Genomic DNA, 25,750 nt, shown 5'->3' on the forward strand with positions numbered 1-25,750 from the left:
CGAAGCTGCATGGTTTGACCCGCGCGGCCTGGTGACTTGAGATCTGGATTTGCTGGTTAGTTCTATTATAGCGGGGGAGCATAACTGATACGCCACGCGAAAGTCCGCGGCTGGTGCTGGTTTTATGCGATTCGGGGCTTGACAGGCTTTGTGCGCGGAACATGAGTTACTTGCGCCAAACTCAAAATTTTGTGCGATAGGACTCGGTTGAGTTCGGTCCGTCATTCTCAAGACCCCATTGCCGAAAGCGTGTACACGTGAGCGATAAACGGAAGCGCGTTTATCAGGACTAATCCTCGCCTCCAGCAGAAGCTCAATGAGCGCATTGGCCTGTTACCGCGAACTGAGGATTGCGGCACTTATACGAGACGGCGACTATAAGACCAAGTGGACTCTCTGGCTCGCCGCTGAATGGTTCGAGATGCGCCAATCCGGATGACGACGAGTCGCATGAGATTGCACTTTATGCGAGGGATGCTTTCAGAGAGGGCGTGAGCGTGAGGGTAAGTACGGTGATGTCGTCGTTCTGGCCGAATTGCTTTGCGGCTTCGGCGATGGCGCTGGCGGATTGGGTGCTGATGGCCTGGGTTCGGTGGAAACCGAAGAGCTCGCGACGTTCGTTAGTGGCTTCTACGACTCCGTCCGATACGAAGGTCAGGCGGTCGTTTGGATTGAGCTGGAATGTGGTTTCGGAGTAACAGGCATCCGGCGTGATGCCAAGTGGCAGGCCGGATTCAACATCCAGTTCTTGCCCATTGCGGTAGGGCGGGTGGTTTCCGGCGTTGGCGAGGGTCATGTTGCCGTTGGCGGCGATCAGCGCGATGGTGCAGGTGACGAAGCCTGTTATTTGGCCGTGGAGAACATGGTTGAGGTAAGCGAGGACTTCGGCGGGTTTTCGCACCGTGCAGCCGCGCAGCGCGCCGATGATGCTGCCGACGGTCATTGCAGCTTTGAGGCCCTTCCCGCTGACGTCTCCGACGACAACGAGTAGAGAACCATCCTCGGCGGGCATGATCTGGAAGAAGTCACCGCCTACCTCACTGGCGGGAAGATAGACGCTATCGATGGCAAATCCGGGAGTAGCAGGCGGCTTTGCCGGGAAGAGCAGCGATTGAATGTTGCGGGCAGACTCGAATTCACTTGAAAGGCGCGCGCCCTCCTGCCGAGCGAGCGAGAAACGCCGAATCAGAAATAAAAGAAGGGCAAAGATGAAGATCGTACCTACGACCGGACCAGGCAACAGCACGAACGGTTTGGTTAGCAAAGCGAACGTCCAATGTAACGCCCAACGCTGCCAGCCCAGTTGCCACGTGATGATGAGGATGTTGTCGATGAAGGGAAACCCCTGCCAGAGCAGAGTAGGAACAAGCAGGATGAGAGCGTCGCGATCGCGTTGAAGCGCACGCCTGAGTAGGGTCACGAGAATCCAGACGGTGGCAGGAAGCACAGACAGCGTGGCAACCAAGCTGGCGATTCCCACAGAGGTGATATTGAAGACGTAAAGAAAAACCGCTGGCGGATTGATTAGCAGCAGGGCGGCGACAAACCACCAGGTTCTCGAGCGCGGGGCACGCAGCACGATGGAGAAAAAAGCCATGGCGGCAAAGAGAGCAGCCAAGCGCACTGAGCCATCGATAAAGTCAACGACCGGCAAAGGGATAAGAGCAAGTACCTGACCGAAGCTCAGTCCAATGTCAATCGCGTTCGCCAATAGAAGCAGCGCGAACCACAGATATTCGCGTTCTTCGCGGCGGAAGAAAGACAAGACGAGCACCACTAGGCCGACGAGCGTGCTGAGCACGGCATACGTGTATTCGTTGACGAGCCCGTTCCATTGCAGCGATCTGGCCGTCGCCGCACGTTGCGCGATGAGGCGGGAGTCTCCGAAATAGCTGCTACCGAAAAACCCAAACCCTCCCGGCACATAATCCGCCCAGGCGGGAAGGTGCCAGGTGCGGATGGCAATATGAAACGTACGCGGGCCGGAGGCGGCAGCGGGGGATAGGGCGAAGGCGCGGCTTGATTGGGCGTAGTTCAGAGAATTGAGGATTGGGCCGAATGAACCGGCGGGACGTCCGTCGACGAAGAGTTGATAGCCGGTTTCCATGGGTCCTAAGTAGATGGACCAGTCCCTACTACCCTCAGGCACCGCGACGGTGAAGCGATACCAGGCGAATCCGCCATAGTTCTCATAGCCCTGTTGGTTCCAATCCTTATCGGAGCGAAGCAGAGGCCATTGCGAATCGTCGAAGTTCGGGTCGGCCCATGCGGGATTGTCTCCGGTGTGAAAGCGCCAGAGGCCGTCGAGGGAGGCGACGGCCTCGCGTCCGGTTTGCAGGTTGAAGGTCTGGGCATGGAGGCCAGAGGCCGCGCAGAGTAAGAGCGACAACGAGGCTAGCGACACCAACAGCACAGAGAACCGCGAGAGTCTCATTTGATGATTTTGAGCTTTCTCATGATCCGTGTCCTTCTGCGGGTCTCGGCCATGGCATAACGTCGCCAACACTGCCTGCGGGCACTCGCGTGGCCAACTTTCTACCCATAGTACGTGACGAGTACCGGAAACACGCATGTCGCCAGGAATCCTTCCGGATTCACGCTAAATCGCCGAGTCACTCATATACGATCGGGCGCCTATCCGTACTTCGCGAAAAACGGGGTTTTCGGCAGCTGAGGCCGGACTAGTAACGCTAAGTCGGCTTCTCGTCAGTAATCGAGAGATCAGTGGCCCGTCGGGTGGAGTAGTCGATACAGCCACAAAGCTTCGATCGATAACTGACTCGATCGAAGCTTTGGCGGTTGGTGTAGGCAAAAATGTTGGCTCAGGCGACTAATAGGGGCGGTAGTAGCCGTAGGGTGGTGGGTAGGCGTAGCCATAGGGTGGTGGCGGTGGAGGATAGCCGTAGACTACGTGGGGGCGTACGACGACGGGGGCCTGTTGGATGACGGTTGGCGCGGGCGCCTGGGCCTGGACTACGACCACGGAGGGGTTCTGCTGCTGGGGATAGTACGGCGGCGGGGGCGCGTAGGACTGCTGGACCGGCTGAGGGTAGGCCTGTTGGATGGGGGCGGCCTGCCGCTCGATTGGGGCCGGGGTGGGATCGGCGTAGTTGAAGCGGGAGATCATCTCGGGTTGATGCTGGACCTCGGACTTGGTGGGGATGCCGATATCGTCGAGGAGTTTGATGGTGAGGCGGGTCTCGGGCTTGAGGACGGGATAGGGTCCGCGGCGGGGCAGGTTGATGAGGTCGATGGGCCAGAGGACGGGGATAAGCCACTCGACGGTGTCGCGGGTGGCGTGTCCGGTGCCGAGGATGCGGCCGTTGAGGTCGACGGGATTCTTGCCGGAGTCGGCGACGACGCGGGCCGAGATGGGGATGACGGTGTCGTTGCCTACGACGATGCGGTCGAATTTGAGCTCCATCCAGCCTTTGCCGACGAAGTGCCCTGGGTCTTTGTAGTCTTCAAAGCGGCCGACGAGGTAGCTTCCGTAGGGGAGGACGGAGCGACCGTACTTCTCGACGCGGCTAAGCTGGCAGAGGACGGGGTCGCCGAGGTGGAGGGTTTTGGATGAGATTTTGTCGGAGACCATGCATTGCAGGACCGAACCGGCTGGAATCAACTGCTCGGCGCCTGCGATGAGGGAGACGGGCAGAAGAAGAAGCAACGAGGCAAAGATGCGCTTCATGGGGGACCTCCACAACACACGGGAGGTGGATGCCGTGTGCTTTACACCTTGGGTTCGCCGGATCGCGGGGGTTGATCTCGAGACGTGCCAGAATGTTGGGCGGATTGTTGGGCTGGATTTTAGCCTAATTGTGGCGGCTTGCCACTTAATTTTCTGCGGGTTGGAATTTTTGCACCTCCCAAAGCTCGAATTGATCCCTGGTGCTGATGAGTACCCTTGGTTGGGGTAGCTTCTGCTTTCGGCTTTATCGGCATAAAGGTTGATCTCTTTAGTGCCTTGCGAAGTTTTGTGCTGTTTGCGGTGGGAACACCGTTGTTTTTGTAAAGTTGCTAAGAAAATTGAGGGGTGGGAGATGGGGAACAGACAACGGCTGGAGAGGTGGGTGGAAAGGGACGGGCGGTTGGGGCAGGTCAGGTTCTTCGGGATCCTTCGCTGCGCTCAGGATGACGGCAAAGGCAAAGCGATGACAGCAAGGGCTTGATGACGGTAACGGCTCGATTTGTTGCTAGAGTTGGGCTTCGGCGAGGAGTTGGGTGGTGTCGAGGAGGGTTAGGAGGATGCGGCGGAGGGCGGTTTCGCGGCCGGTGGGGTCGTACCACTCCTGGAGGGTGTGGATGCCGCCGCCCGCGCCGCCGCTGCCGAGGGCGAGGGCGGGGATGCCGCGGGAGAGAGGGATGTTGGCGTCGGTGGAGCCGAGGCGGAGTTCGGTGCGGAGGGAGAGGTGACGGTCGACGGCGCGGAGGGTGTGGAGGAGGGGGGAGTCGTCAGGGAGGGTGGCGGCGGGACGGTTGCCTATGGTGTCGATGTGGAGTTTTAGTGGTGTGGCGGTGGTGGATTGTGTGGTGACGATGTCGTCGAAGATCTGGTGGACGCGGGTGGCGGTGGAGACGAGCTGGGTGGAGTCGGTGGAGCGGAGGTCGAGGAGGGCGGAGGCGGACTCGGGGATCGAGTTGATGGAGGTGCCGCCGGAGATGTGGCCGACGTTGAGGGTGGTGAGGGGGTCGGTGGGGAGGGTGAGGGCGGCGATCTCGGTGAGGGCCTGGCTGAGGGTGAGGATGGGGTTGGGGGTTCCGGCGTCGGCCCAGGAGTGGCCGCCTGGGCCGGTGATGGTGACGCGGAAGCGGAGGCTGCCGAGGGCTCGGTGGATGGCGGCGGCGGTGCCTCCGCCTTCGAGGATGAGGGCTGCGGCGATGCGGGTGCGGTAGGGGCCGCGTTCGAAGAGGTGACGCATGCCGCGGAGGTCGCCTTCGCCCTCCTCGCCTACGTTGGCGGCGAAGAGGATGGGGATGGGTGGGGTGATGTTGGCGAAGCGGAGGGCGGCGGCGATGGCGAGCAGCGCGGTGAGACCGGCGGCGTTGTCGCAGATGCCGGGGGCGTGGATGCGGGGAGAGTCTTTTTCTTCGGTTGGGTCGATGGGGGTGTTGGCGGGGAAGACGGTGTCGAGGTGGGCTGAGAGGAGAGTGCAGGGAGTAGGGGGTAGGGAGTAGGGAGTAGGAGACGGGTCTGGGGTGAGTTCTGGGGTGAGTTCGGGGGCTAGTTCGGCGAGGGCGTTGCCGGCGTCGTCGAGGTGGAGGTTGGTGAGGCCCAGGGCTTGGAAGCGCTCGAGGAACCAGGCGGCGCGGGCGGATTCGCCGAAGGGTGGGGCGGGGATGCGGACGAGCTCGAGCTGCCACTGGCGGAGTTGGGGTTGATGGAGGTGCAGCCAGTGGAAGGCGCGGTGGACGGCGGTGAGCGTGGCGAGGCGGGAGATGCGGCGCTGGGCGGAGGCGGTGGCTGGCATCAGGAGTCGGCCTCGGCGTCTGTATAAAGGACCTCGACTAGGAAGAGGCCGCGGGCGGGGGCGGTGGGGCCGGCGGCGGCGCGGTTGCGAGCGGCGAGGATCTTGGGGATGGCGTCGGGGGAGAGGCGGTTGGCGGCTGCTTCGACGAAGGTGCCGACCAGGTTGCGGACCATGTGGTGGAGGAAGCCGGAGCCGGTGACTCGGTAGATGAGGAGGTCTTCTTGCTGGTGCCAGGCGGAGTGGAAGATGGTGCGGGTGTTGTCGGTGGGGATGATTCTGTTTTGTGAGGTGGCGTTGTGGGCCGGGGTGGGATTGGTGGTGGTGTGGGCGGAATGCGGGGGGTCTTGACGGATACCGCGGCGTGAATCGGTCCGCTGCAACTGAGGACGGTGGCTGCAATCCACTGCGCTGCTCACGATGAGGCTGTGAGCAGCTTCGGTCGAGATGACGTTGTCTTGGGCGATGGCGCTTTTTTTGGAGGTGACGCTGATTTGGTTGGGTGACTCAGGGGAGTCGATGGTGGCGGTGCGGGTGGTCAGGTCGGGGTCGGTGGCGGCAAAGGAGGTGAAGTCGTGGGTGCCGAGGATGTGGGCTGCGGCTTGTTGGAGGGGGGCGAGTTCGAGGGGGAGAGGGCAGGCCCAGACGTAGGGGGCGAGCATGGGAGGGCAGATGCGTTCTTCTGAATGCGAATGGGAGTGCGAATCGGAGTGGGAGTGGGAGCCGCAGGGGAGGATGCGGTACTCGTAGGTTTTGCGGCGGGCGCTGTGGCGGGCGTGGAAGTCTTCGGAGACGACTTCGACGGAGAGGATGCGGATGCTGGGTGGGAGGGCGCGGTTGAGGGCGCGATGGAGATTTGCGGCGGGGATGGGGACCGAAAGCGAGAAGGTGGCTACCTGGGCGAGGGCGTGGACGCCGGTGTCGGTGCGGCCGGAGCCCTGGGGGAGAACGGTCTCGCCGGTGACGCGATGGATGGCCTGGGCGAGCGTGCCCTGTACGGTGGGGAGAGATGGTTGGATCTGCCAGCCGTTGTAGGGGGTTCCGTCGTAGGTGAGGATTGTCTTCCAGTGAGGCATGGGCTGCTTTGGACGGTATCACGGTTGCGCGGGACGGGTTTGGAGACGGTTGGTAAGGACAAGAGGTTGATATACTTACCGCATCGTATCTTGAAGCGCACTTTTACTGGAATGCACTTTTACTAAAGATGTTGGGAACGAAGCGGGCGATGAGTGCGTATCTGTGCTGAGCCCAGACAGCGTAGAGGTAGTGAGCGATGTTTGGGTTAGCAGGATTTTCCTGGTTCGTCGCATGTGTTGTCGCCTAAGTGTCATCGCATGTCTGTGGTCGCATATCTGTGGTCGGATATCTGGGGCTGTCTTTAAGAGTCTTTGGGAAGGTGCTGCGCGTCTGAATAAGAATTGCAAAAACAGGTTGCGGCTGACCCCTCGTGTGGTTGAGCGGGGTTGGGAGAGCTATTGAGTCCGGCGAGTCCGGGGAAGTGGTCTATGCCGATGTGGTCCGGGCCGGTGTTGGGCATTGCCGGTAAAGTGTCGAGAAGCTTCAGGAAAGAGTTGGAGAGCGAATCGTGAGATTAAAGGATATGCAGGGGGCGGCGAGCATTGCACTGCTGCTGATGAGTCTGTGCACACAGCCGAGCTTGGGGCAGCAGACGCCGACGAGTCCGACCACGCCGGCAGCGCCACAGCCGGTAGCGAACGACACGACGGGACAGGCGGGATTGCCGCAGGCTCCTGAGCCGAAGCCGACCGAGCCGTTGTTTATGCGACCGACGAGCCGCGACTTTACGAAGCCGAAGAGCCATATCTGGAATCCGATCGCTCCCTATACGGCGATTCAGCTTCCGACCTTCCAGATGGGAAACACGACGCTTAGCAGTTTGCTGAAGGATGGGAAGCTCTATCTGAGCCTGGCGGATGCGGTGGCGCTGGCGCTCGAGAATAACTACGATATTGCGATCTCGCGGATCAATCTGGATATTGCGGATACGGATCTGCTGCGGGCGAGGGCGGGATCTTCGCTGCGCGGTGTTTCGACGGGCCTGCTGACGAATACGATTGGCGGAACGACGCTGACGATTACGACGGGCGGCGGACCGGGAGCGACCTCGCAGGGTGTGGGTGGCGGCGGTACTGGTGTGGGCGGCATCGTTGTGAGCACGAACGGCGGCGGACCTGTGCCGGAGAATCTTGACCCCGTGGTGACGGGGCAGGTGTCGTATGAGGCTTCGACGCAGCCGCAGTTGAATACGCTGTTCAGCGGTGGGTTGAATGTGTTGACGACAAACACGGGGACTTACAACTTTAATTATGCGCAGGGATTTCTTACCGGCACGCAGTTGACGGTGGGTTTCAACAATACGCGCGTGACGACGGATAATCCGTTCAGCAACTACAGCCCATCGCTGACGACGAGCTTTCGCGCGACGGCGACGCAGCATTTGCTGCAGGGATTTGGCTGGGGCGTGAATGGCCGGTTTATTCTGCAGGCCAAGAACGATCGGCGGATTACGGACTCGGCGTTTCGGCAGCAGCTGCTCTTCACGGTGAACCAGGTGGAGAACATCTACTGGGCGCTGGTGAGCGCGTACGAAGATGAGCAGGCGAAGGAGCGTCAGCTGGCGCAGTCGTCGCAGCTGACTTCGGATAACCGGAAGCAGTTGGAGATTGGCACGCTGGCTCCGTTGGATGTGGTGAACTCGGACAGCGCGGTGGCGAGCGACAAGCAGGCGCTGGTGGCGTCGAAGACGAACCTTGAGTATCAGCAGCTGCTGATGAAGCAGGCGATTGCGCGGACACTGAATGATCCGCAGCTGTCGCAGGCTCCGGTGATTCCGACCGACCGCGTGGCTCTGGACAGACTGCCTGAGGAGGATTTGCAGGTAGAGGACCTGGTGAAGCAGGCGTATGCGAACAACCCGCAGATTGAGCAGGCGGTGTTGAACATGAAGAACAACGAGATCACGATCAAGGCGTTCAAGAATGGATTGCTGCCCGTGGTGGATGCGTATGCCTTCTATGGGGGAAGCGCGCTGGGTGGTGCTCAGAATCCGAGTGCGATTGACTTCTCCAAGAATACGCCTTTTCCCCCGGGAACATTTCCTTCGGTCAGCTACGGCACGGTTTTTCAGAACACGTTCAACAACAACGCTCCGGATAAGGGCGTTGGGGTGAACATCAACATCACGCTGCGGAACCGCACGGCGCAGGCGGACCAGGCGCGGTCGCAGATGGAGTACATGCAGTCGCAGATGCGGTTGCAGCAGCTCTACACGTTGATTCGGATTCAGGTGACCAACCAGCAGTATGCGTTGACCAACGACCGGGCGCAGGTACAGGCGGCACAAGCGGCGAGAGACTTCGCGGCGCAGAGTCTGGATGCTGAGCAGAAGAAGTACAGGCTGGGTGCATCGACGACTGCGAATGTGCTGCAACAGGCGAGGAACCTGGCGACGGGGGAGAATAACCTGATCTCGGCCACGGCGGCTTATGCGAGGGATCGTGCGCAACTGTTCCAGCTTCTGGCGAACACTCTGGATCGGTATGGGATCAGCATCGAAGCTGCAGCGCAGGCGGTTGGAGGCGGCGCGGGCATGGCGACGCCTGTGATTCCTGGGCTGACGGCTCCGAAGGCTCCTGAGGCGCCGAAGCCGATTGATGTGAACCCGGGTGCTGCTCCGCCGCAGTAGGGATGGATGATTTGCGAGAGGGCTCGGGCTTTGGCTCGGGCCCTTTTTGTTTGGCTTGATGCGGCGTAGTTGGTGATGCGGGTTGGGTTCAAAGGCGGCTAGTTTTGGTTCGTGGATAGACGGGATGCAGTGAAGGCGAAATACAGGGATCTTGACGGATACCGCGGCATGAATTGGTTCGCTGCAACTGAAAGCTGTAGTCGCAATCCACTCCGTCGCGCGATAGGATTGCGCGACTTCGGTCGAGATGACGGGAGTTGGGAGGGGAACAGCAGATTCCTCCGCTTCGCTGCGGAATGACAAAACGGAAGTGCGGGTCCGGGAGATGCGTTTGCACTAGACTGAGATGCGTTTGAACTAGACTGGAAGACTATGAGTGAGGAACGGACGGCAAGTCAGGAAGCGGCGGGGAGTCACGAGCAGGCTGAGGTGCATTTGAACTCTTTGGCGAGTGCGGCTTCGGCTTATCTGCGGTCGGCGATGCATCAGCCGGTGGAGTGGCAGGAGTGGGGCGAGGCGGCGTTTGAGAAGGCGAAGGTGGAGGATAAGCCGATCCTGCTGGATATTGGCGCGGTGTGGTGCCACTGGTGTCATGTGATGGATCGCGAGTCGTATGAGAGTGCGGCTACGGCGAAGATCATCAACGACAACTTTGTTGCGGTGAAGGTGGATCGCGACGAGCGGCCGGATGTGGATACGCGATACCAGGCGGCGGTGTCTGCGATCAGCGGGCAGGGTGGTTGGCCGCTGACTGCGTTTCTGACTCCGGAGGGGAAGCCTTACTTTGGGGGGACTTATTTTCCGCCGGCGGATCAGCATGGACGGCCGGGGTTTCAGCGGGTTCTGCTGACGATGGCGGAGGCGTTTCAGAATCGGCGGGATGAGGTGAACGAGTCGGCTGGTAGTGTGATGGCGGCGATTGAGCATAACGAATCGTTTATGGGGAGGAGTGGGAATCCCGGGCCGGAGCTGGTGGCGAAGCTGGTGGGGTCGGCGCTGAAGCAGTTCGATTCGCGGTCGGGAGGGTTTGGGTCGCAGCCGAAGTTTCCTCACTCGGGGGCGATTGATCTGCTGCTGGATGTGGCGTCGCGCGTGTCGGCCGGCGGGATGGAGAGTGTGAGCGAGGCGGCGAAGACTGCGGCGATGGTGACGCTGCAGAAGATGTCGAAGGGCGGGATCTATGACCACCTCGCCGGGGGATTTCATCGCTACTCGGTGGATGAGCGATGGGTGGTGCCGCACTTCGAGAAGATGTCGTATGACAATAGCGAGCTGCTGAAGAACTATGTTCACGCGTTCCAGACGTTTGTGGAGCCGGAGGCGGCGCGGGTGGCTCGAGAGATGATTCAGTGGATCGACGAGTGGCTGAGCGACCGGGAGCGCGGTGGTTTTTATGCTTCGCAGGATGCGGACTTTTCGCTGGAGGATGACGGCGACTACTTTACGTGGACACGCGATGAGGCCGCGGAGGTGCTGACTGCGGAAGAGCTGGCGGTGGCTAGTGCTTATTACGACATTGGCGAGATCGGCGATATGCACCACAACCCGGCGAAGAATGTTTTGCATGTGCGGGGGACGCTGGAGGGAGTGGCGAAGGCGAATGCGATTACGGTGGAGGTGGCGAGGGAGCGGCTGGGGGCGGCGAAGGAGAAGTTGTATGCGGCGAGGCTGAGGCGGCCTACTCCCTATGTGGATAAGACGATCTATGTGGGCTGGAATGGGATGATGATCTCGGCTTACCTGGAGGCGGGGCGGGTGCTGGATATGCCGGAGGTGCGGGCGTTCGCGCTGAAGTCTCTGGACCGGGTGTTGGCGGAGGCGTGGGAGGCCAAGGCTGGGATGGCGCATGTGGTCGGCTATGGCGAGCAGGGTGGGAAGGGAGCGCGGGTGGCTGGGGTGCTCGAGGACTATGTGTTTCTGGGGCATGCGGCGCTGGATGCGTGGGAGCTGACGGGGGAGATGCGGTACTACACGGCTGCCGAAGCGATTATGGAGAGTGCGCTGGTGAAGTTTTATGACCCGGTTGGGTGCGCGTTCTTCGATACGGAGAGCGTGGCGGAGGGAGAGACGCGGCTGGGTGCTCTGGTGACACGGAGGAAGCCGTTGCAGGACTCGCCTACGCCTGCGGGGAACTCTGTTGGCGCGGCGTTGCTGCTGCGGCTGGAGGCGCTGAATGGACGGGAGGACTATGCGGTGAAGGCTCTGGAGACGCTGGAGACGTTTGCTGGGGTGGTGGAGCACTTTGGGTTGTATGCGGCTAGCTATGGGCTGGCGCTGCAGAGGATGGTGCTGCGGTCGGTGGAGATCTGCGTGATTGGGGACGATGCCGCGGCGAGGAGGCTTGAGGCGGTGGCGCTGGCTCGGTATGCGGTGAATAAGAGCGTGATTCGGTTGCGGAGGGATCAGTTGGGGGCGCTGCCTCCGGCGCTGGCGGAGACACTGCCGCACCTGCCGGGGCTGGGTGGGGAGGGGAGTTTTGCGGTGGTTTGCAGTGGGCGAGGGTGTTTGCCGCCGGTCTCTACCGCGGATGAGTTGATTGAGGCTATGAATAAAGCTTTGTAGGCGGGACTACCTTTTTTTCTCTTACTGCCTCTTGTCCTGCCGGACGGGCCTCCTGCGCGGAGGGCGGTCACTTCGTGACGGGTATACCTTCCTCCCGTTGGTCGGTTTGATTTTGCTAGCTGCCTATTAGGGGTTGCTGGGCGGGCGGACCTGTGGGGTTGGAAGCTCGGATAATGAGCATGTTTGCGGGGTCGTTGCCTAGCGGGATGCCTTCCTTTTCGAAGGCGAGGATGATGCGGCGGCGCAGTTCGCGGAGGACGCCGTCTCTCTGGTTAGCGCGGACGCGGATCTGGATGGGATAGGTGATCTCGCGGCCGTTGATCTTGTCGACACCCAGGACGACCGGGTTGGCTATGGCAATGTCTTTGAAGGCTGAGTCCTGACGAACATCGTCGGCCAGGGCTGTGAGGAGTGCGATGACTTTGTCGGGGTTGGCGCTGGCGTCCACGCTGACGGGAAGGGTGGCGACGGCGTAGTCGCGGGAGAGGTTGGCGACGTTGGCGATCTGGCTGTTGGGGATGATGTAGAGGGTGCCGTCGGCGTCGCGGAGGCGGGTGCTGCGCAGGGAGAGATCTTCGACGGTGCCTTTGAGGCCGGCGAGAGCGACGACTTCGCCTACGTTGTACTGATCCTCGATGAGGATGAAGATGCCGTTGAGCATGTCCTTGAAGATGGATTGGGCGCCTAGGCCTATGCCGACGCCGACGATTCCGGCAGAGGCGAGGATGGGCTGGTAGGGGATATCGAAGATGTTGAGAAGCTGCAGGAAGGCGATGAAGCCGAGGACGCCGTAGGAGGTGGCGCGCACGATGGAGGCGATGGTGCGAAGCTGGGCGGCGCGGTGGAAGTTGCCCACCTGGCGGTCGGCGCGGGTGCGCATCTTTTTGACGAAGAAGAGAACGAAGCGCTGGAGGACGAAGATGACCAGGAGGACTACGACGATCTTGGGCAGCTTGTTTTGCAGGAAGAGGATGATGTCGTTGTGCCAGTCGTGCTGGATGACCTCGATGATTCGCTCGTCTTGCGGGGGAACTACCAGAAGGAGCATGATTACGGCGTCTCGCTTTCGGGAAAGAAATACTGTGAACAGAATGCGTCAGGTGTTTGTAAGATGCAATTCATGCAGAGGATGTGGGTGGGCGGCGGGGCGTGATGGAGGGTGCTATGAAGATGCTTCGAGCGGCGATGATTGGGGTTGTTGTGTTGATGATGGGCGTGTCCGGTGGGGTGAGCGGGGGCGAGCCGAAGCAATATGCGCCGCAGCCACAGCACTTTCCCGGGCAGGCGCATCAGCCCAGCGATCTGGATCCGACGACGGATCCTCATCGTTTGGAGCAGCAGGAGCAGGTTAGGAGCACGGAGCGGCAGAAGCGACTGGTGGCGGACACGGATAAGCTGCTGGCGCTGGCGACGGATCTGAAGCAGCAGGTGGACAAGACGAATAAGAATATTCTGTCGGTTGATGTGATTAAGAAGGCGGATGAGATTGAGAAGCTGGCCCATAGCGTGAAGGAGCGGATGAAGGGCTAGGTCCTGCCGGACGGGCCCACTGCGCTAGGCCACCCCGCAAACGAAGACTTGTTTGCGGGGACCCCGATTCGGGCGGTCACTTCGTGACGCGTATACCGCTTCGCGTGGTCCTCCCGTTGGTCGGAATCTGACTGCTGAGCAACGCGAAGCCCATTGCACCTGACTTACCCCGACAAGGTACACACGTCACGAAGTGACCGCCCTCCGCGTAGGAGGCCCGTCCGGCAGGACTACTGTGGCGTGGGTAGGGAGAGAGCTGCGGTCGCGCTGATCAGAGGGATGGAGAGGCCGGGGAGGGTGACGGCTGAGTTTCGCATGGCGGTGACTACAGTTGCGGCGCTCCAGCCTGGGTGGGCGGCGCGTAAGAGTGCTGCGACTCCGGCGGCGAGTGGGGCTGAGGCACTGGTGCCCATGGCCTGAACGTACGGGGTGTGGCCGAGGTTGAAGCAGCCGTAACTGTGGGCGGAGTTGGCGGGGAGGCCGTCGAGGGTGTTGGGGAGGCCGGAGCTGCAGGCGCCTTGAATCCAGCCGCTGACGCCGCTGTCAGGGCCGTCCGGGTAGCTGCCGCCGGGTGCGGCGAGGGCGTTAAGGGGAGCTCCATAGTTGGTGTAGTAGGCGAGCGAGACGGGGCCGGGGGTGCAGGTGGCGCCGGGGGTGGTGTTCTGCGCACAGGCGGGGTTGGTGGAGGCGGCGATGGCGAGGACGCCGCGAGACTGTGCGGGGAGCTCGACGTATCGGGGGTTGGAGAGGTCGAGGCCGTCGTTGCCGGCGGAGGCGACGAGGACGATGTTGGCCTGGGCGGCGGCGTAGGTGATCTGGTTGAAGGCGGCGAGGAGGCCGGCTCCGTCTCCGGTGGTGAGGTCGGCGGTGGCGCCGACGGAGAGGGAGATGACGTCTGCGCGGTTGGTGACGGCGTCTTCGATACCCTTCATGACCCAGCTGAGGAGGCCGCTGGCTTCGCCGGCTTCGCACAGGTCGGCGGGGTTGGTGTCGCCGGTGATGGAGACGGGCATACGCTGGAGGACTTTGATGTTGAGGATGGTGGCGGCGGGGGCAACGCCGATGATCTTTCCGGTTCCGGGACCGATGGCTCCGGCTGCGAGCGAGGAGGTCCAGGTGCCGTGACCTTGCTGATCCTGCGGACTGCCGTCGTCGCAGGCGCTGGGGTAGGCAGTCTGGTCGACCTCGGTGAGGTTGAGGGCGAGGTTGGGGGCGATGTCGGGGTGGGTTCGGTCGACGCCGCTGTCGAGGACGGCGATCCGAATGCCTTTGCCCATGGTGGTGTCCCAGGGGCCGTGCGCGGGTGCGCCGGGGGTGTTGTTTCCGTAGCCGCCGACCTGCTGGACGGCCCATCCCTGGGGGGTGGAGGTGTAGTAGGTGTCGTAGGTTGGCGGCGGTGGCGGCGGAGTGGCCGGGGGTGGAGTTGGGATGTTGGGGGGAGCTGAGGTGATGGGGCCGTGGGTGGGGAGTCGGCCTATGGTTGTGGTTGGCGTGAGAGATTGTGCTCCGTTGTTGTCGTGCGAGGTGGGCGCGATGGGCTTGAGGCGGAGGCGCAGTGCGGAGACGATTCGGTCGTGGAGAACGTAGCTGACGTTGGGTTGGGCGGCGAGGAGGCGGAGGGTGGTGGCGTCGTCCTGTGAGACGGGAGACTGGACGGCTGCGATGCCGAGGTGCTCGTTGCGTTGGGTGAGGCGGGTATTGGCGGAGAGGAGATGGGCCTCGGCGTCGCCGGGGATGGTTGCGTTGCGATAGAGGACGAGGTAGCGATGGGGCGCGATGCTGGTGGTGTCGATCTGGGCCACGGCGGCGGCGGGGGGAAGAAGAGGGAGAAAGAGAGCGGCGACGCGCGAGATGCTTCGGCGGAGCTGACGGGGGCGAGCCGCTGTGGGAGTTAGCTCTGGTGAAGCGATTTTGTTGAAGACGGACACGGCGGCACCTCAAGGTTGCAACTGAGGTATGAATCGGCTGCGCGCGGATTTGCATTAGTACCAGTCCGGTTGTGTGCTATTCCTTTAGTCTGTCGATTGAGTGAAATCTGACTGATCCTGCTCGATTAACGGATACGTTGACCCTGTTTGATCGCACGTGCTCTAATTGCGCCTTTGTGAAGCAGAGAGAAAGTTTTTGTTCGAAGGAGACCCTTGCATGGTTGGAGTAAGTATTTTGGCGTTGGCCGTTCAGTCGCAGGTTCCGGTGTCCTCTGCGTCTGTGGACGGCGGCGACGGGCGCGTCTATTTGTGGATTGCACTGACGGTTGGGGTGCTGGCGTTGGTTGCTGCGCTGATGCTGGCTCGTGCGGTAATCGCCTCAGATACCGGGACGCCGGAGATGCAGGCGATCTCGAACGCGATTCGCGAGGGGGCGGAGGCGTTTTTGCGGCGGCAGTACAAGACGATCGGGTCGATTGCTCTGGTGCTGGCGGTGGTGGTGTTTGTGGGGTATAAGATGTCGCCCCGGACTTCGCCCTATGCGCTGAAGACGGTGGTGAGTTTTCTGGTGGGCGCGGTGTGCTCGGGGCTGGCGGGATTTACGGGGATGTACTGCTCGATACGCGCGAACATTCGAACGGCTTCGGCGGCACGCACGAGTTTGAACAAGGCGCTGCAGATGGCGCTGCGTGGCGGGGCAGTGACGGGGCTGGTAGTGGTTGCGCTCTCACTGCTTGGTGTTGGGGTGCTGTTCCTGTTCTTTGGCGGGTTGGAGCATCCGCAGGCGGTTCCTTATCAGCTGGTGGGGTTTGGGTTCGGGGCTTCGCTGGTGGCGCTGTTCGCGCAGCTTGGCGGAGGGATCTATACGAAGGCCGCGGATGTGGGTGCGGACCTGGTGGGTAAGGTGGAGGCGGGGATTCCTGAGGATGATCCGCGGAATCCTGCGGTGATTGCGGACCTGGTAGGCGATAACGTGGGTGACTGCGCGGGTCGTGGTGCGGACTTGTTCGAGTCGACGGCGGCGGAGAATGTGGGCGCGATGATTCTTGGCGCTGCGCTTTATCCGGTGTTCGGAGTGAAGGGGATTCTGTTTCCGCTGATTGTGCATGCGATTAATTTGATTGCGAGCATCGTCGGCGTGTTTGTGGTGAAGACGCGTGAGGATGAGGATCCGATGCACGCGTTGAACAAGGGATTTTATGTGACCTCGGCGCTGGCGCTGGCCGGGTTTGCAGTTGCGGTTTATACGATGTTGAACGGGCCGCAGGTGCAGCCGATCTGGCTGCTTGGGTGCGGCGTGATTGGGCTGGTGACAGCGTTTCTGTTTGTGTGGATTACGGAGTACTACACGGAGGCGATCTATCGTCCGGTGAAGTCGATTGTGGAGGCTTCGGTGACTGGGCCGGCGACGAACATCATCAGCGGGCTGGCGGTGGGGATGGAGACGCCGGCGATGCCTGTGGTGGTGATCTCGGCGGCGCTGTTGCTGAGCTACTACTTTGGCGTGCAGGGACTGGCGGGCGTGACGGGGATCAGCGACTACGCCAAGGGAATCTACGGGACGGCGATTGCCACGATGGGGATGCTGAGCTGCGCGGCATACATTCTGGCGATGGATACGTTTGGGCCGATTACGGATAATGCGGGCGGGATCATCGAGATGTCGAATCAGCCTCATGAGATTCGCGACCGGACGGATAAGCTGGACTCGGCGGGGAATACGACGAAGGCGCTGACGAAGGGATATGCGATCGGGTCGGCTTCGCTGGCTGCGTTTCTTCTGTTCTCGGCGTATCTGGAGGAGATTAAAACAATTGTAACCGATAAGGTTGCACTTGCCGACGGGTATATGCCGGTGGGGTGGAGCTTTACGAATATCAATCTGGCGCAGGTGCCGGTGTTTGTGGGCGCACTGCTGGGTGCGATGTTGACGTACCTGTTCAGCTCGCTGGCGATCAAGGCGGTGGGGCGAACGGCGCAGATGGTGGTGAAGGATGTGCGCGATCAGTTCAAGGAGAATCCCGGGATTATGCTGGGGACCTCGAAGCCGGACTATGCGCGCTGCGTGAACATCGTGACGGGTGCTGCGTTGAAGGAGATGGTGGTGCCTGGGCTGCTGGCAGTTGGTTTGCCGGTGGCGGTGGGGTTGATCTTCCGCCACTTGAGCTCGAGCTATCAGGCCAGCTCTGCGTTGTATGCGCCGGGAACGATTCTGCCTGTTCCTGCGATTGGCGGCGTGCCGGTGAATCTGGCTGGAGCTGAGGCTGTGGCTGGGTTGCTGATGGTCGGGACGATCTCGGGCGTGCTGCTGGCGATGTTGATGAACAACGGCGGCGGGGCGTGGGATAACGCGAAGAAGTTTATCGAGACGGGACAGTATGGCGGGAAGAAGTCGGAGGCGCATAAGGCGGCGGTGGTGGGGGATACGGTAGGCGATCCCTTCAAGGACACGGCTGGGCCTAGTTTGCATGTGCTGATCAAGCTGCTGGCTACGATTACGCTGGTGCTTGCGCCGTTGTTTGTTTAGTTTGACCACTGCTTGAAAGATGGGTGGCCTTCGGGTTGCCCATTTTTCTCGATTTTTTTTGCAGAGCGTGGAGAAGGAATGCGGGAGACAGGGGAGTCAAGTGTAGCGGCTTCCCGGTACAATCTGTGTCGGTAGTGTTAATGAGCTGCGGCTTTTCGATGGCTCTTCGATGTAAAGGATGGGTGTATGGCAAGACAGTCTGGATCGGGTGTGCAGGAGAGCAAGAAGACGGCGGGAAGCGTGGCGGAGAGCTTGCTGACGCGGGAGCAGCTGGTGGAGTTTTATCGGCTGATGTACCTGTCGCGGCGTACCGATGATCGTGAGATTGTTTTGAAGCGGCAGCAGAAGATTTTTTTTCAGATCTCTTGCGCCGGGCATGAGGCGTTGCTGGTTGCGGCGGGGATGGCGCTGAAGCCGGGGTATGACTGGTTCTTTCCTTACTATCGGGATCGCGCGATCTGCCTGACGCTGGGCAATACGGTGGAGGAGCAGCTGCTGCAGGCGGTGGGTGCGGCAGACGACATAGCGAGCGGCGGACGGCAGATGCCTTCGCACTGGTCGAGCAGGAAGTTGAATATTGTTTCGCCGTCTTCGTCGACGGCTACGCAGTGTTTGCATGCGGTTGGGTGTGCGGAGGCGGGGAGATTTTTTACGAAGCATCCTGAGGCGGCGAAGAAACATGAGGGAGATTATCGTGAGTTCAAGGATGTGACGTTTCATGGCGATGAGGTGGTGTATGTTTCGATCGGTGAGGGGTCGACTAGTCAGGGAGAGTTCTGGGAGTCGCTGAATACGGCCTCGAATGGGAAGCTGCCGGTGTTGTATGTGGTCGAGGACAATGGGTACGCGATCTCGACGCCGGTGGAGGTGAATACGCCGGGGGGAAATATCTCGAAGCTGGTGGCGAACTTTCCTAACTTCCACTTTGCTGAGATTGACGGGACCGATCCGATTGCGAGTTACAAGGCGATGGTGGAGGCGGTGGCTTATTGCCGCTCGGGCAAAGGACCGGCGTTGGTGCATGGGCATGTGATTCGGCCTTACTCGCACTCGCTGAGCGATGACGAGAGGCTCTACCGGTCGGTGGAGGAGCTGGATGCCGATGCTGCGCGGGACCCGATCTCGCGGATGCAGATGTGGCTGCTGCGCGAGGGGATTCTGGATGCGGAGGGGATCAACCGGCTAGAGCGGCAGGTGGATGAAGAGGTGCAGCGGGCGGCGGATCGCGCGGTGATGGCGACGCTGCCGACGGTGGCTTCGATTACGAAGCATGTGTACTCGGAGGATGTGAGTTCGCAGGATGCGCGGTTTGCGACCGAGCCAAAGCCGACCGCGGATGCAACAGAGCGCACGATGGCGGACCTGATCAACTGCTGCCTGAAGGATGAGATGCGGCGCGATGAACGGGTGGTGGTGTTTGGCGAAGATGTGGCCGATGCTACTCGCGATGGTGCGCTGCGCGCGGGGAAGATCAAGGGCAAGGGTGGTGTGTTCAAGCTGACGGCGGGGCTGCAGACGGAGTTTGGCAGCGACCGATGCTGGAACTCGCCGCTGGCAGAGGCGAATATTACGGGCCGTGCGATTGGGATGGCGGTGCGCGGGATGAAGCCGGTGGTGGAGATTCAGTTCTTCGATTACATCTGGCCGGCGATGCACCAGATGCGGAATGAGCTTTCGCTGATGCGGTGGCGGTCGAATGGGGACTTCAGCTGCCCGCTGGTGATGAGGGTGCCTATTGGCGGATATCTGACGGGTGGATCGATCTATCACTCGCAGTCGGGGGAGAGCATCTTTACGCATACGCCGGGAGTGCGGGTGGTGATGCCGTCGAATGCGCTGGATGCGCTGGGGTTGTTACGGACGGCGATTCGTTGCGATGATCCGGTGTTGTTTCTTGAGCATAAGCGGCTGTATCGCGAGACGTTTGGACGGGCGGCTTATCCGGGGCCGGACTACTGCATTCCGTTTGGGAAGGCGAAGATTGTGCGGCCGGGGAAGGACCTGACGGTGTTGACGTATGGCGCGGTGGTGCCGCGGGCGCTGCAGGCGGCGCAGAAGCTCAATCGCGATACTGGCGTGGATGTGGAGCTGATCGATCTTCGGAGTTTGACTCCTTATGACTGGGAGGCGATTGCGGAGAGTGTGAGGAAGACCAACCGCGTGATTGTGGCGCATGAGGATATGTTGAGCTGGGGGTATGGCGCGGAGATCGCGGCGCGGATCGGGGAGGAGCTGTTTCATGATCTCGATGCCCCGGTGAGGCGTGTGGCGGCGATGGATACGTTTGTGGCGTATCAGCCGCTGCTGGAGGATGCGATTCTGCCGCAGCCGGAGGATCTTTATCGGGCGATGGCGGAGCTGGCGGCGTTCTAGTTGGCGTATGGGCGTCCTGCCGGACGGGCCTCCTGCGCGGAGGGCGGTCACTTCGTGAGTGTCTACCGGTCGTGGCTGGAGGTGGTGCGTGGGTCTTCCCGTTGGACAGACGCAAGGATTGCGCAACTGATGCGCTGGTTTGGTGTCTCTGATTGCAGGTGTAAATCTGCGGTTGGTTGCGCTGCTTGATTTTTTCGGCGCTTAGTGAGGAGTGGCGATGCGATCTGGACAGAGAGCCGGAGTCTTTCTCGGTGGAGTGCGGGTTTTGGTCTCGGGTGTTTTGTGCGTGTTCATGGTGGAGCAGCCGATGGTGGCGGCTGCGGCTACGAAGAGGGCGGTGGTGCCTTCGGTGCAGCAGATTGAGAGTGACCAAAGGGCGCTGCATGCGCTGAACCGGTTTACGTTTGGGCCGCGGCCGGGGGATGTGGCGGCGGTGCGGGAGATTGGGGTGAAGGCCTGGTTCGAGCGGCAATTGAATCCGCAGAGCATCGACGATTCGGCGCTGGAGGAGCGGCTGGCCGCGTTTCCTGCGATGCAGATGGAGCAGGCTGAGTTGATGCAGCGGTATCCGAGCCCTGCTGTGTTGCGGCAGATGATTGCGAAAGGTGAGCCGCTGCCGGGTGATCCTGTGGAGCATGCGATCTATGCGGATCAGATTGCGTTTTACAAGGCGGCGAAGGCGAAGAAAGAGGCGGAGCAGGCGGCTGCGGGGAAGAGCGGCGAGGATGGGACAGGTGCAGCCGGTGACGGCGCGATGATGAAGAGTGCGGAGGAGATGAAAGGGAGTGCGGCGCTGCCTGGGGATGGGGTGGATCCGGCGACGCCGGCGATGGCTACCCATGAGGAGCAGTTTTATTCGGGGCTGGATGCGGTGCGGGTGATCAACCTGCCGCCGGATGAGAGGATGCAGCGAATTCTGGCGATGCCTCCGGAGGAGCTGGTGAGGTTTCGCAAAAGTTTGAGCAGGAGCGAGCTGCTGGCGGCGGCGGAGGGTCTTTCTCCGATGCAGCGGGAGACGCTGGCTGTGCTGCAGGGTTCGCCGCGGATGATTGGCGCGGAGCTGTTGCAGTCGCGAATGCTGCGCGATATCTACAGCGAGCGGCAGTTGGAGGCGGTGATGACCGACTTCTGGCTGAATCACTTCAACGTGTACATCAAGAAGAATCAGAATGAGCCGTTTTTGCTGCCGGCCTATGAGCGGGATGTGATTCGGCCGCATGCGCTGGGGAGGTTTGAAGACTTGTTGGTGGCGACGGCGAAGAGTCCGGCGATGCTGATGTATCTGGATAACTGGCAGAGTATTGGGCCGGACTCGATGGCGGCGAGGAATGGCGGGAGGCTGGCGAAGTTTGCGCAGAATCCGCAGGTGAAGCAGGCGCTGAAAGATCGCGGGTTGAATGAGAACTATGCGCGGGAGTTGATGGAACTGCATACGCTGGGCGTGCAGTGCGAGGTGAGCGCGGATCGACCGGTGAGCATGTTGGATAAGGCTTGCGGGCGGGGGTATACCCAGCAGGATGTGACCGGGGTGGCGGAGGTGCTGACGGGATGGACGATCGATCAGCCAGCACGGAGTGGTACGTATCGGTTTGAGGAGCGGCGGCATGAGCCGGGGACGAAGACGGTTCTGGGGAAGAAGATTGGGGAGGGTGGTGAGGCGGAGGGGCTGGAGGTGCTGCATATGCTGGCGACGAGTCCGGCGACGGCCAGGTTTATTTCGATGAAGCTGGCGGTGCGGTTTGTGAGCGATACGCCTCCGCCTGCGCTGGTGGACAGGATGGCGAAGGCGTTTGTTGCGAGCGGGGGAGACATGAAGACGGTGCTGCGGACGATGTTCGATTCGCCGGAGTTCTGGTCGCCGGAGGTGCGCCGCGCGAAGGTGAAGACGCCGGAGGAGTTTGTGGTGTCGGCGGTGCGGGCGAGCGGAGCTGAGGTGACGACGGCGATTCCGCTTTACCAGGCGCTGGAGAAGCTGGGGATGCCGCTGTATGGAATGCAGACGCCGAATGGCTATAGCTGGATGGCGGAGCCGTGGGCGAACTCGGGCGATCTGGTGAACCGGCTGAACTTTGCGGTGTCGCTGAGTAACGATCGCATTGGGGGAGTAGAGACGGACTGGGCGCGGTTGCTGGGGGCGCAGGGTTCGGCGCAGGGTTTGGTTGCGACGGGAGATTCGGCTGCAGCGAAGGAGAAAAAGCTGGAGGTGGCGCTGCTTGGGCAGGCGGTGAGCGATCGAACGAGGGAGACGGTGCTGGCCCAGTTTCAGGATCAGACGACGCAGCAGCAGGCGGAGAAGAGCTTCGGGATCAGGGCGAATGAACAGGAGCCGATGGCGCAGGTGTTGAACATCTCTTCGCCGAAGCAAAAGGTGAGGCCGCCGCTTGATCGTGAGGCAGCGGGGATGGCTGGGTTGCTGCTTGGTTCGCCGGAGTTTCAGCGGCGGTAAGGAGTTGTGTGTGCGCAGATGCATTGTGGTGAGTGCACGCGAGTTGGAATTGTTCCGATTTGGCAACTTCTCCTACGGAAATGCGTTTGTATAGGCAGAATGGCGTGATGCGATACGCGGACTGGGGTCTAAGATGGCGAGCATGAAGAGTATGGCGGATCAGAGCGACTGGGGTTGCGATCTTCATGGGCGCGATGCAGCTCGGCGGCAGGTGACGCGGCGTGGGTTTATGAAGGGTGGGGCGCTGGCTCTGATTGGGACTTCGACGATTCCTGCGTTCCTGTCGCGGAGCGTTCTGGCTGAGGTGACTACGGCCGCGGCGAATAAGAAGAAGCTGGTGGTGCTGTTTCAACGGGGCGCGGTGGATGGGTTGAATGTGGTGGTTCCTTACAAGGAGAAGAACTACTACGCGATGCGGCCTTCGATTGCGATTCAGGAGAAGGATGTTCTGGATCTGAATGGATTTTTTGGACTGCATCCGGCGATGACGGCGTTCAAGCCGCTCTATGACAAGGGGCACCTGGCGATTGTTCAGGCGGCGGGTTCGCCCGATACGACGCGGTCACACTTTGACGCGCAGGATTATATGGAGAGCGGGACGCCCGGCGTGAAGGTTACGGCGGATGGGTGGTTGAATCGTGCGTTGCAGGCGGAGATTTTGACGGGAAAGCCTACGGCGTTTCGTGCGGTGGCGTTGGGGACGCAGGTGCCGCGGACGTTGCAGGGGAAGATTCCCGCGATTGCGGTGAGTAATCTGGCGGATTTCTCGGTGGCGGGGAAGGGGCCGCAGGCTTCGCCGATCAGCAATGCGTTTCAGGCGATGTATGACGAGAGCACGGACGCGGTGCTGCATGGGACGGGGCAGGAGACGTTTGAGGCAGTGAAGATGCTGAAGTCGGCGGACCCGGCGAAGTATCAACCGGCGGCGGGGGTGGTGTATCCGAATACAGCGTTTGGCAACAGCATGAAGCAGGTGGCGCAGCTGATGAAGGCGAACCTGGGGGTGGAGGCGGCGTTCTCGGATATTGGTGGCTGGGATACGCACCAGAACCAGGGGAATGTGAATGGACAGCTGGCGAATCGGCTGAAGGAGTTTTCGGAGACGATTGCGGCGTTCTGGAGAGACATGGGAGACGACGCCGAGAATGTGACGCTGGTGACGATGTCGGAGTTTGGACGGACGGCTCGGCAGAATGGGACAGGCGGGACCGACCATGGCCATGCGAATGTGATGTTTGTGCTGGGTGGCCGGGTGAAGGGCGGCAAGGTTTATGGCAAGTGGCCTGGGCTTGCGAATGAGCAGCTGAACGAAGGGCGGGACCTGACGGTGACGACAGACTTCCGGCGTGTGCTGGGCGAGGCGACTTATAAGACTCTGGGGGCGAGGAATCTTGAGATGGTGTTTCCGGGAGCGCGGGTGAGTCCGAGTGAGTTTTTGAATCTTTCTCAGGTGTGACGGGCTCAGGCGTGACGGGGTTCAGGGGCGCGAATGTCTTTACAGTGTCACTATTCTGTTTATGGAATGTAAAAATCAACAAGATACAAAATAGTGGAAAAAGCACGGCAACTTTTCTTTGTATTCTGCGTCTTATTGGATGTAACACACGACAGTCGGGCTTGCAGTTCCCACAGTTCCGGCTTCCAATATCCGCAACAAAAGAACTCCCCACCACAATGTAAGGCTCCCAGAGTATCGGGAGCCTTCACTCCTTTTGGTCGGGATTTTTCGGTTTTAGTCGGTCTGCGTTCGCAGGCTTCAGGTCAGGCGAAGCCTATCTTGCGGTCGAGGGCCATGGCTCCAGCGCCGTAGAAGATCAGCATGATGGCCAGGGCGGCCAGGGCGAGGATGTAGTTGTAGATGCCGAAGCCCTGATGGATGCCGACGGTGACGAAGGCTACCAGCATGTTGGTTGCGACCAGAAACGCGGCGAGACGGGTGAGAAGACCCAGGATGAGGAGGATGCCGCCGACGAACTCGGTGTAGGCCGAGACGTATCCGAGCCAGTAGGGCAGGCCGAGGGTGGTGACGTAGTGGGCGTAGTGGTGCAGGGCGCTGAGCGGCAGGACCTTGTGGTAGCCGTGGATCGCCATGGAGATGCCGAGGATGAGGCGCATGAGAAGCGCGCCGGTGGGTTGGAGGCTATTGAGCCATTTCGTCATAGAGATCCCTTTTGGAAAAGGGTACCTCGGGGAGTTGTGAAGATGAGTCGGATCTTAGTGGGTGGGTGCCGGGGGAGGTACGAGTTGCTGGGTTGGCGCGGGCGAGAGATCGTGGGCTACGTACTGATCTAAAAATCGGGTGATGCTTTGAGCGTAGAGACGGTCGGGTGAGGGGAGTTCTGGTTTGGGAAGTTCTGGGGAAGGGAGTTCTACGGTGAGTTTGGGATCGGCGGCGGTGCGAAAGCTTTGGTCGGGTGAGTTGCTGCGGGAGAGGAGGAGCTTGGGGGTTTTGAGGGTGGAGAGTGGTGCGGCGAGGGGGAACTGCTCGTGAAATAGGAGGCGGACGGGGAGGAGACGGGCGCGGGGGTCGCGCTGGGCTATGGGGAGGAGGTCGGCGTGGGGGGCGTCGAGGATGAGGGCGGGGATTGTGGTGTGGTTTGCTGCGAGTTGGGCGGCGAGGGACGCTCCTACGCCGGTTCCGTAGGGGATGATTTGTTGGGCGGGGATGGCTCGGGAGTTGGTGAGGTACTGCCAGGCGGAATCGGCGTCGTGGGCCATGTTTTGTTGATTGGGGCGCGTGGTTGCGCTCTGGCCGTAGCCGCGGTAGTCGAAGGCGAAGACGTTGAGGCCGACGTTGTGGAGGGCTGCGAGAGTGGCGATGGAGTCAGCCAGAGAGCCGTCGGCGCCGGGAAGGAAGAAGATGGTGGCGTGGGCGTAGCGGGCGTTGGGGGAGGAGGGAATCCACCAGCCGGTGAGCCGCGGGGTGGCGGACTCGTCGGGGCCGAAGCGGATGAGCTCGTAGGGGATGCCTGCGATGGAGGTTGGAGCGGCAGACGTGCGGGTTGGGTGGAGGACGAACTGCCACTGGCCTTGATAGAAGAGGAGGCAGAGGGTGAGATAGCCGCAGACGAGGGCCGCGATGATGGTTAGGGCGATGGCCTTGACGAGCCAGAGAGGGCTTACGACTTCAGGCTGGGCGTTGGTTGGCGGGGTGCGCTTGCTGGGCTTCGGCGTGGGGCGGGGCATGAGTCAGGCTTCTGTATCGACTTTAGC

Annotated in this window: 16 protein-coding genes; 8 read left to right on the plus strand and 8 right to left on the minus strand. The window is 61.0% G+C overall.

Annotation, left to right across the window (positions count from 1 at the left end; genetic code table 11):
- The first annotated feature begins 316 nt into the window (after positions 1–316).
- Positions 317–439 carry a hypothetical protein gene (locus HDF09_RS20580; protein ID WP_260180864.1) on the plus strand — a complete coding sequence of 41 codons (123 nt, stop codon included), beginning with the start codon at positions 317–319 and terminating at the stop codon, positions 437–439.
- Positions 440–463: 24 nt separating this feature from the next.
- On the opposite strand, the gene HDF09_RS01945 is transcribed toward HDF09_RS20580, so the two are convergent.
- From HDF09_RS01945 to HDF09_RS20585, 4 genes are all read right to left on the minus strand, one after another.
- Complete coding sequence (locus HDF09_RS01945) at positions 464–2,434, minus strand: PP2C family protein-serine/threonine phosphatase (protein ID WP_183760726.1); 1,971 nt, start codon at positions 2,432–2,434, stop codon at positions 464–466.
- A gap of 396 nt (positions 2,435–2,830) precedes the next feature.
- Positions 2,831–3,688: a hypothetical protein gene (locus HDF09_RS01950; protein ID WP_183760728.1), complete on the minus strand. Its 858-nt coding sequence runs from the start codon at positions 3,686–3,688 to the stop codon at positions 2,831–2,833.
- A gap of 505 nt (positions 3,689–4,193) precedes the next feature.
- Positions 4,194–5,468 (minus strand): M20/M25/M40 family metallo-hydrolase, encoded by a 1,275-nt coding sequence (locus tag HDF09_RS01955; RefSeq protein ID WP_183760730.1) that lies wholly within the window; start codon positions 5,466–5,468, stop codon positions 4,194–4,196.
- Entirely contained in the window at positions 5,468–6,541 is a 1,074-nt protein-coding gene (locus HDF09_RS20585) for a tRNA pseudouridine synthase A (protein ID WP_260180865.1), read from the minus strand. The genes HDF09_RS01955 and HDF09_RS20585 overlap by 1 nt, the downstream gene beginning before the upstream one ends.
- A gap of 524 nt (positions 6,542–7,065) precedes the next feature.
- On the opposite strand from HDF09_RS20585, the gene HDF09_RS01965 reads away from it, so the two are divergent.
- The gene (locus HDF09_RS01965) at positions 7,066–9,171 is read left to right on the plus strand and encodes a TolC family protein (RefSeq protein ID WP_183763123.1); all 2,106 of its coding nucleotides are present in this window, start codon (positions 7,066–7,068) and stop codon (positions 9,169–9,171) included.
- A gap of 372 nt (positions 9,172–9,543) precedes the next feature.
- Positions 9,544–11,733: a thioredoxin domain-containing protein gene (locus tag HDF09_RS01970; protein WP_183760732.1), complete on the plus strand. Its 2,190-nt coding sequence runs from the start codon at positions 9,544–9,546 to the stop codon at positions 11,731–11,733.
- 115 nt (positions 11,734–11,848) lie between these two features.
- Here the strand turns inward: HDF09_RS01970 and HDF09_RS01975 are convergent, their stop codons facing one another.
- A complete protein-coding gene (locus HDF09_RS01975; RefSeq protein WP_183760734.1) occupies positions 11,849–12,781 on the minus strand; it encodes a mechanosensitive ion channel family protein in 933 nt (310 codons plus the stop codon).
- Between the two features lie 116 nt (positions 12,782–12,897).
- Here HDF09_RS01975 and HDF09_RS01980 point away from each other — a divergent pair, with 116 nt between their 5' ends.
- Complete coding sequence (locus HDF09_RS01980; protein WP_183760737.1) at positions 12,898–13,263, plus strand: hypothetical protein; 366 nt, start codon at positions 12,898–12,900, stop codon at positions 13,261–13,263.
- 230 nt (positions 13,264–13,493) lie between these two features.
- On the opposite strand, the gene HDF09_RS21050 is transcribed toward HDF09_RS01980, so the two are convergent.
- Entirely contained in the window at positions 13,494–15,191 is a 1,698-nt protein-coding gene (locus tag HDF09_RS21050; RefSeq protein ID WP_183760739.1) for a S8 family peptidase, read from the minus strand.
- Positions 15,192–15,408: 217 nt separating this feature from the next.
- Here HDF09_RS21050 and HDF09_RS01990 point away from each other — a divergent pair, with 217 nt between their 5' ends.
- The 4 genes from HDF09_RS01990 to HDF09_RS02005 all read left to right on the plus strand — a co-directional run bounded on the left by HDF09_RS01990 (position 15,409) and on the right by HDF09_RS02005 (position 23,993).
- Entirely contained in the window at positions 15,409–17,718 is a 2,310-nt protein-coding gene (locus HDF09_RS01990) for a sodium-translocating pyrophosphatase (RefSeq protein WP_260180866.1), read from the plus strand.
- Positions 17,719–17,904: 186 nt separating this feature from the next.
- Positions 17,905–20,091, plus strand: coding sequence for an alpha-ketoacid dehydrogenase subunit alpha/beta (locus HDF09_RS01995; protein WP_183760741.1), 2,187 nt, complete (start codon positions 17,905–17,907; stop codon positions 20,089–20,091).
- Between the two features lie 217 nt (positions 20,092–20,308).
- Entirely contained in the window at positions 20,309–22,537 is a 2,229-nt protein-coding gene (locus HDF09_RS02000; protein WP_260180867.1) for a DUF1800 domain-containing protein, read from the plus strand.
- A 151-nt stretch (positions 22,538–22,688) separates the two neighbouring features.
- Complete coding sequence (locus tag HDF09_RS02005) at positions 22,689–23,993, plus strand: DUF1501 domain-containing protein (RefSeq protein WP_406704245.1); 1,305 nt, start codon at positions 22,689–22,691, stop codon at positions 23,991–23,993.
- Positions 23,994–24,298: 305 nt separating this feature from the next.
- Here HDF09_RS02005 and HDF09_RS02010 read toward each other — a convergent pair whose 3' ends face one another.
- Both HDF09_RS02010 and HDF09_RS02015 read right to left on the minus strand, forming a co-directional pair.
- Complete coding sequence (locus HDF09_RS02010; protein ID WP_183760745.1) at positions 24,299–24,697, minus strand: DoxX family protein; 399 nt, start codon at positions 24,695–24,697, stop codon at positions 24,299–24,301.
- Between the two features lie 54 nt (positions 24,698–24,751).
- Positions 24,752–25,723 (minus strand): alpha/beta hydrolase, encoded by a 972-nt coding sequence (locus tag HDF09_RS02015; protein WP_183760747.1) that lies wholly within the window; start codon positions 25,721–25,723, stop codon positions 24,752–24,754.
- Between the last annotated feature and the right edge of the window lie 27 nt (positions 25,724–25,750).

The sequence above is a fragment of the Edaphobacter lichenicola genome, assembly GCF_014201315.1.
Taxonomy (GTDB): Bacteria; Acidobacteriota; Terriglobia; order Terriglobales; family Acidobacteriaceae; genus Edaphobacter; species Edaphobacter lichenicola_B.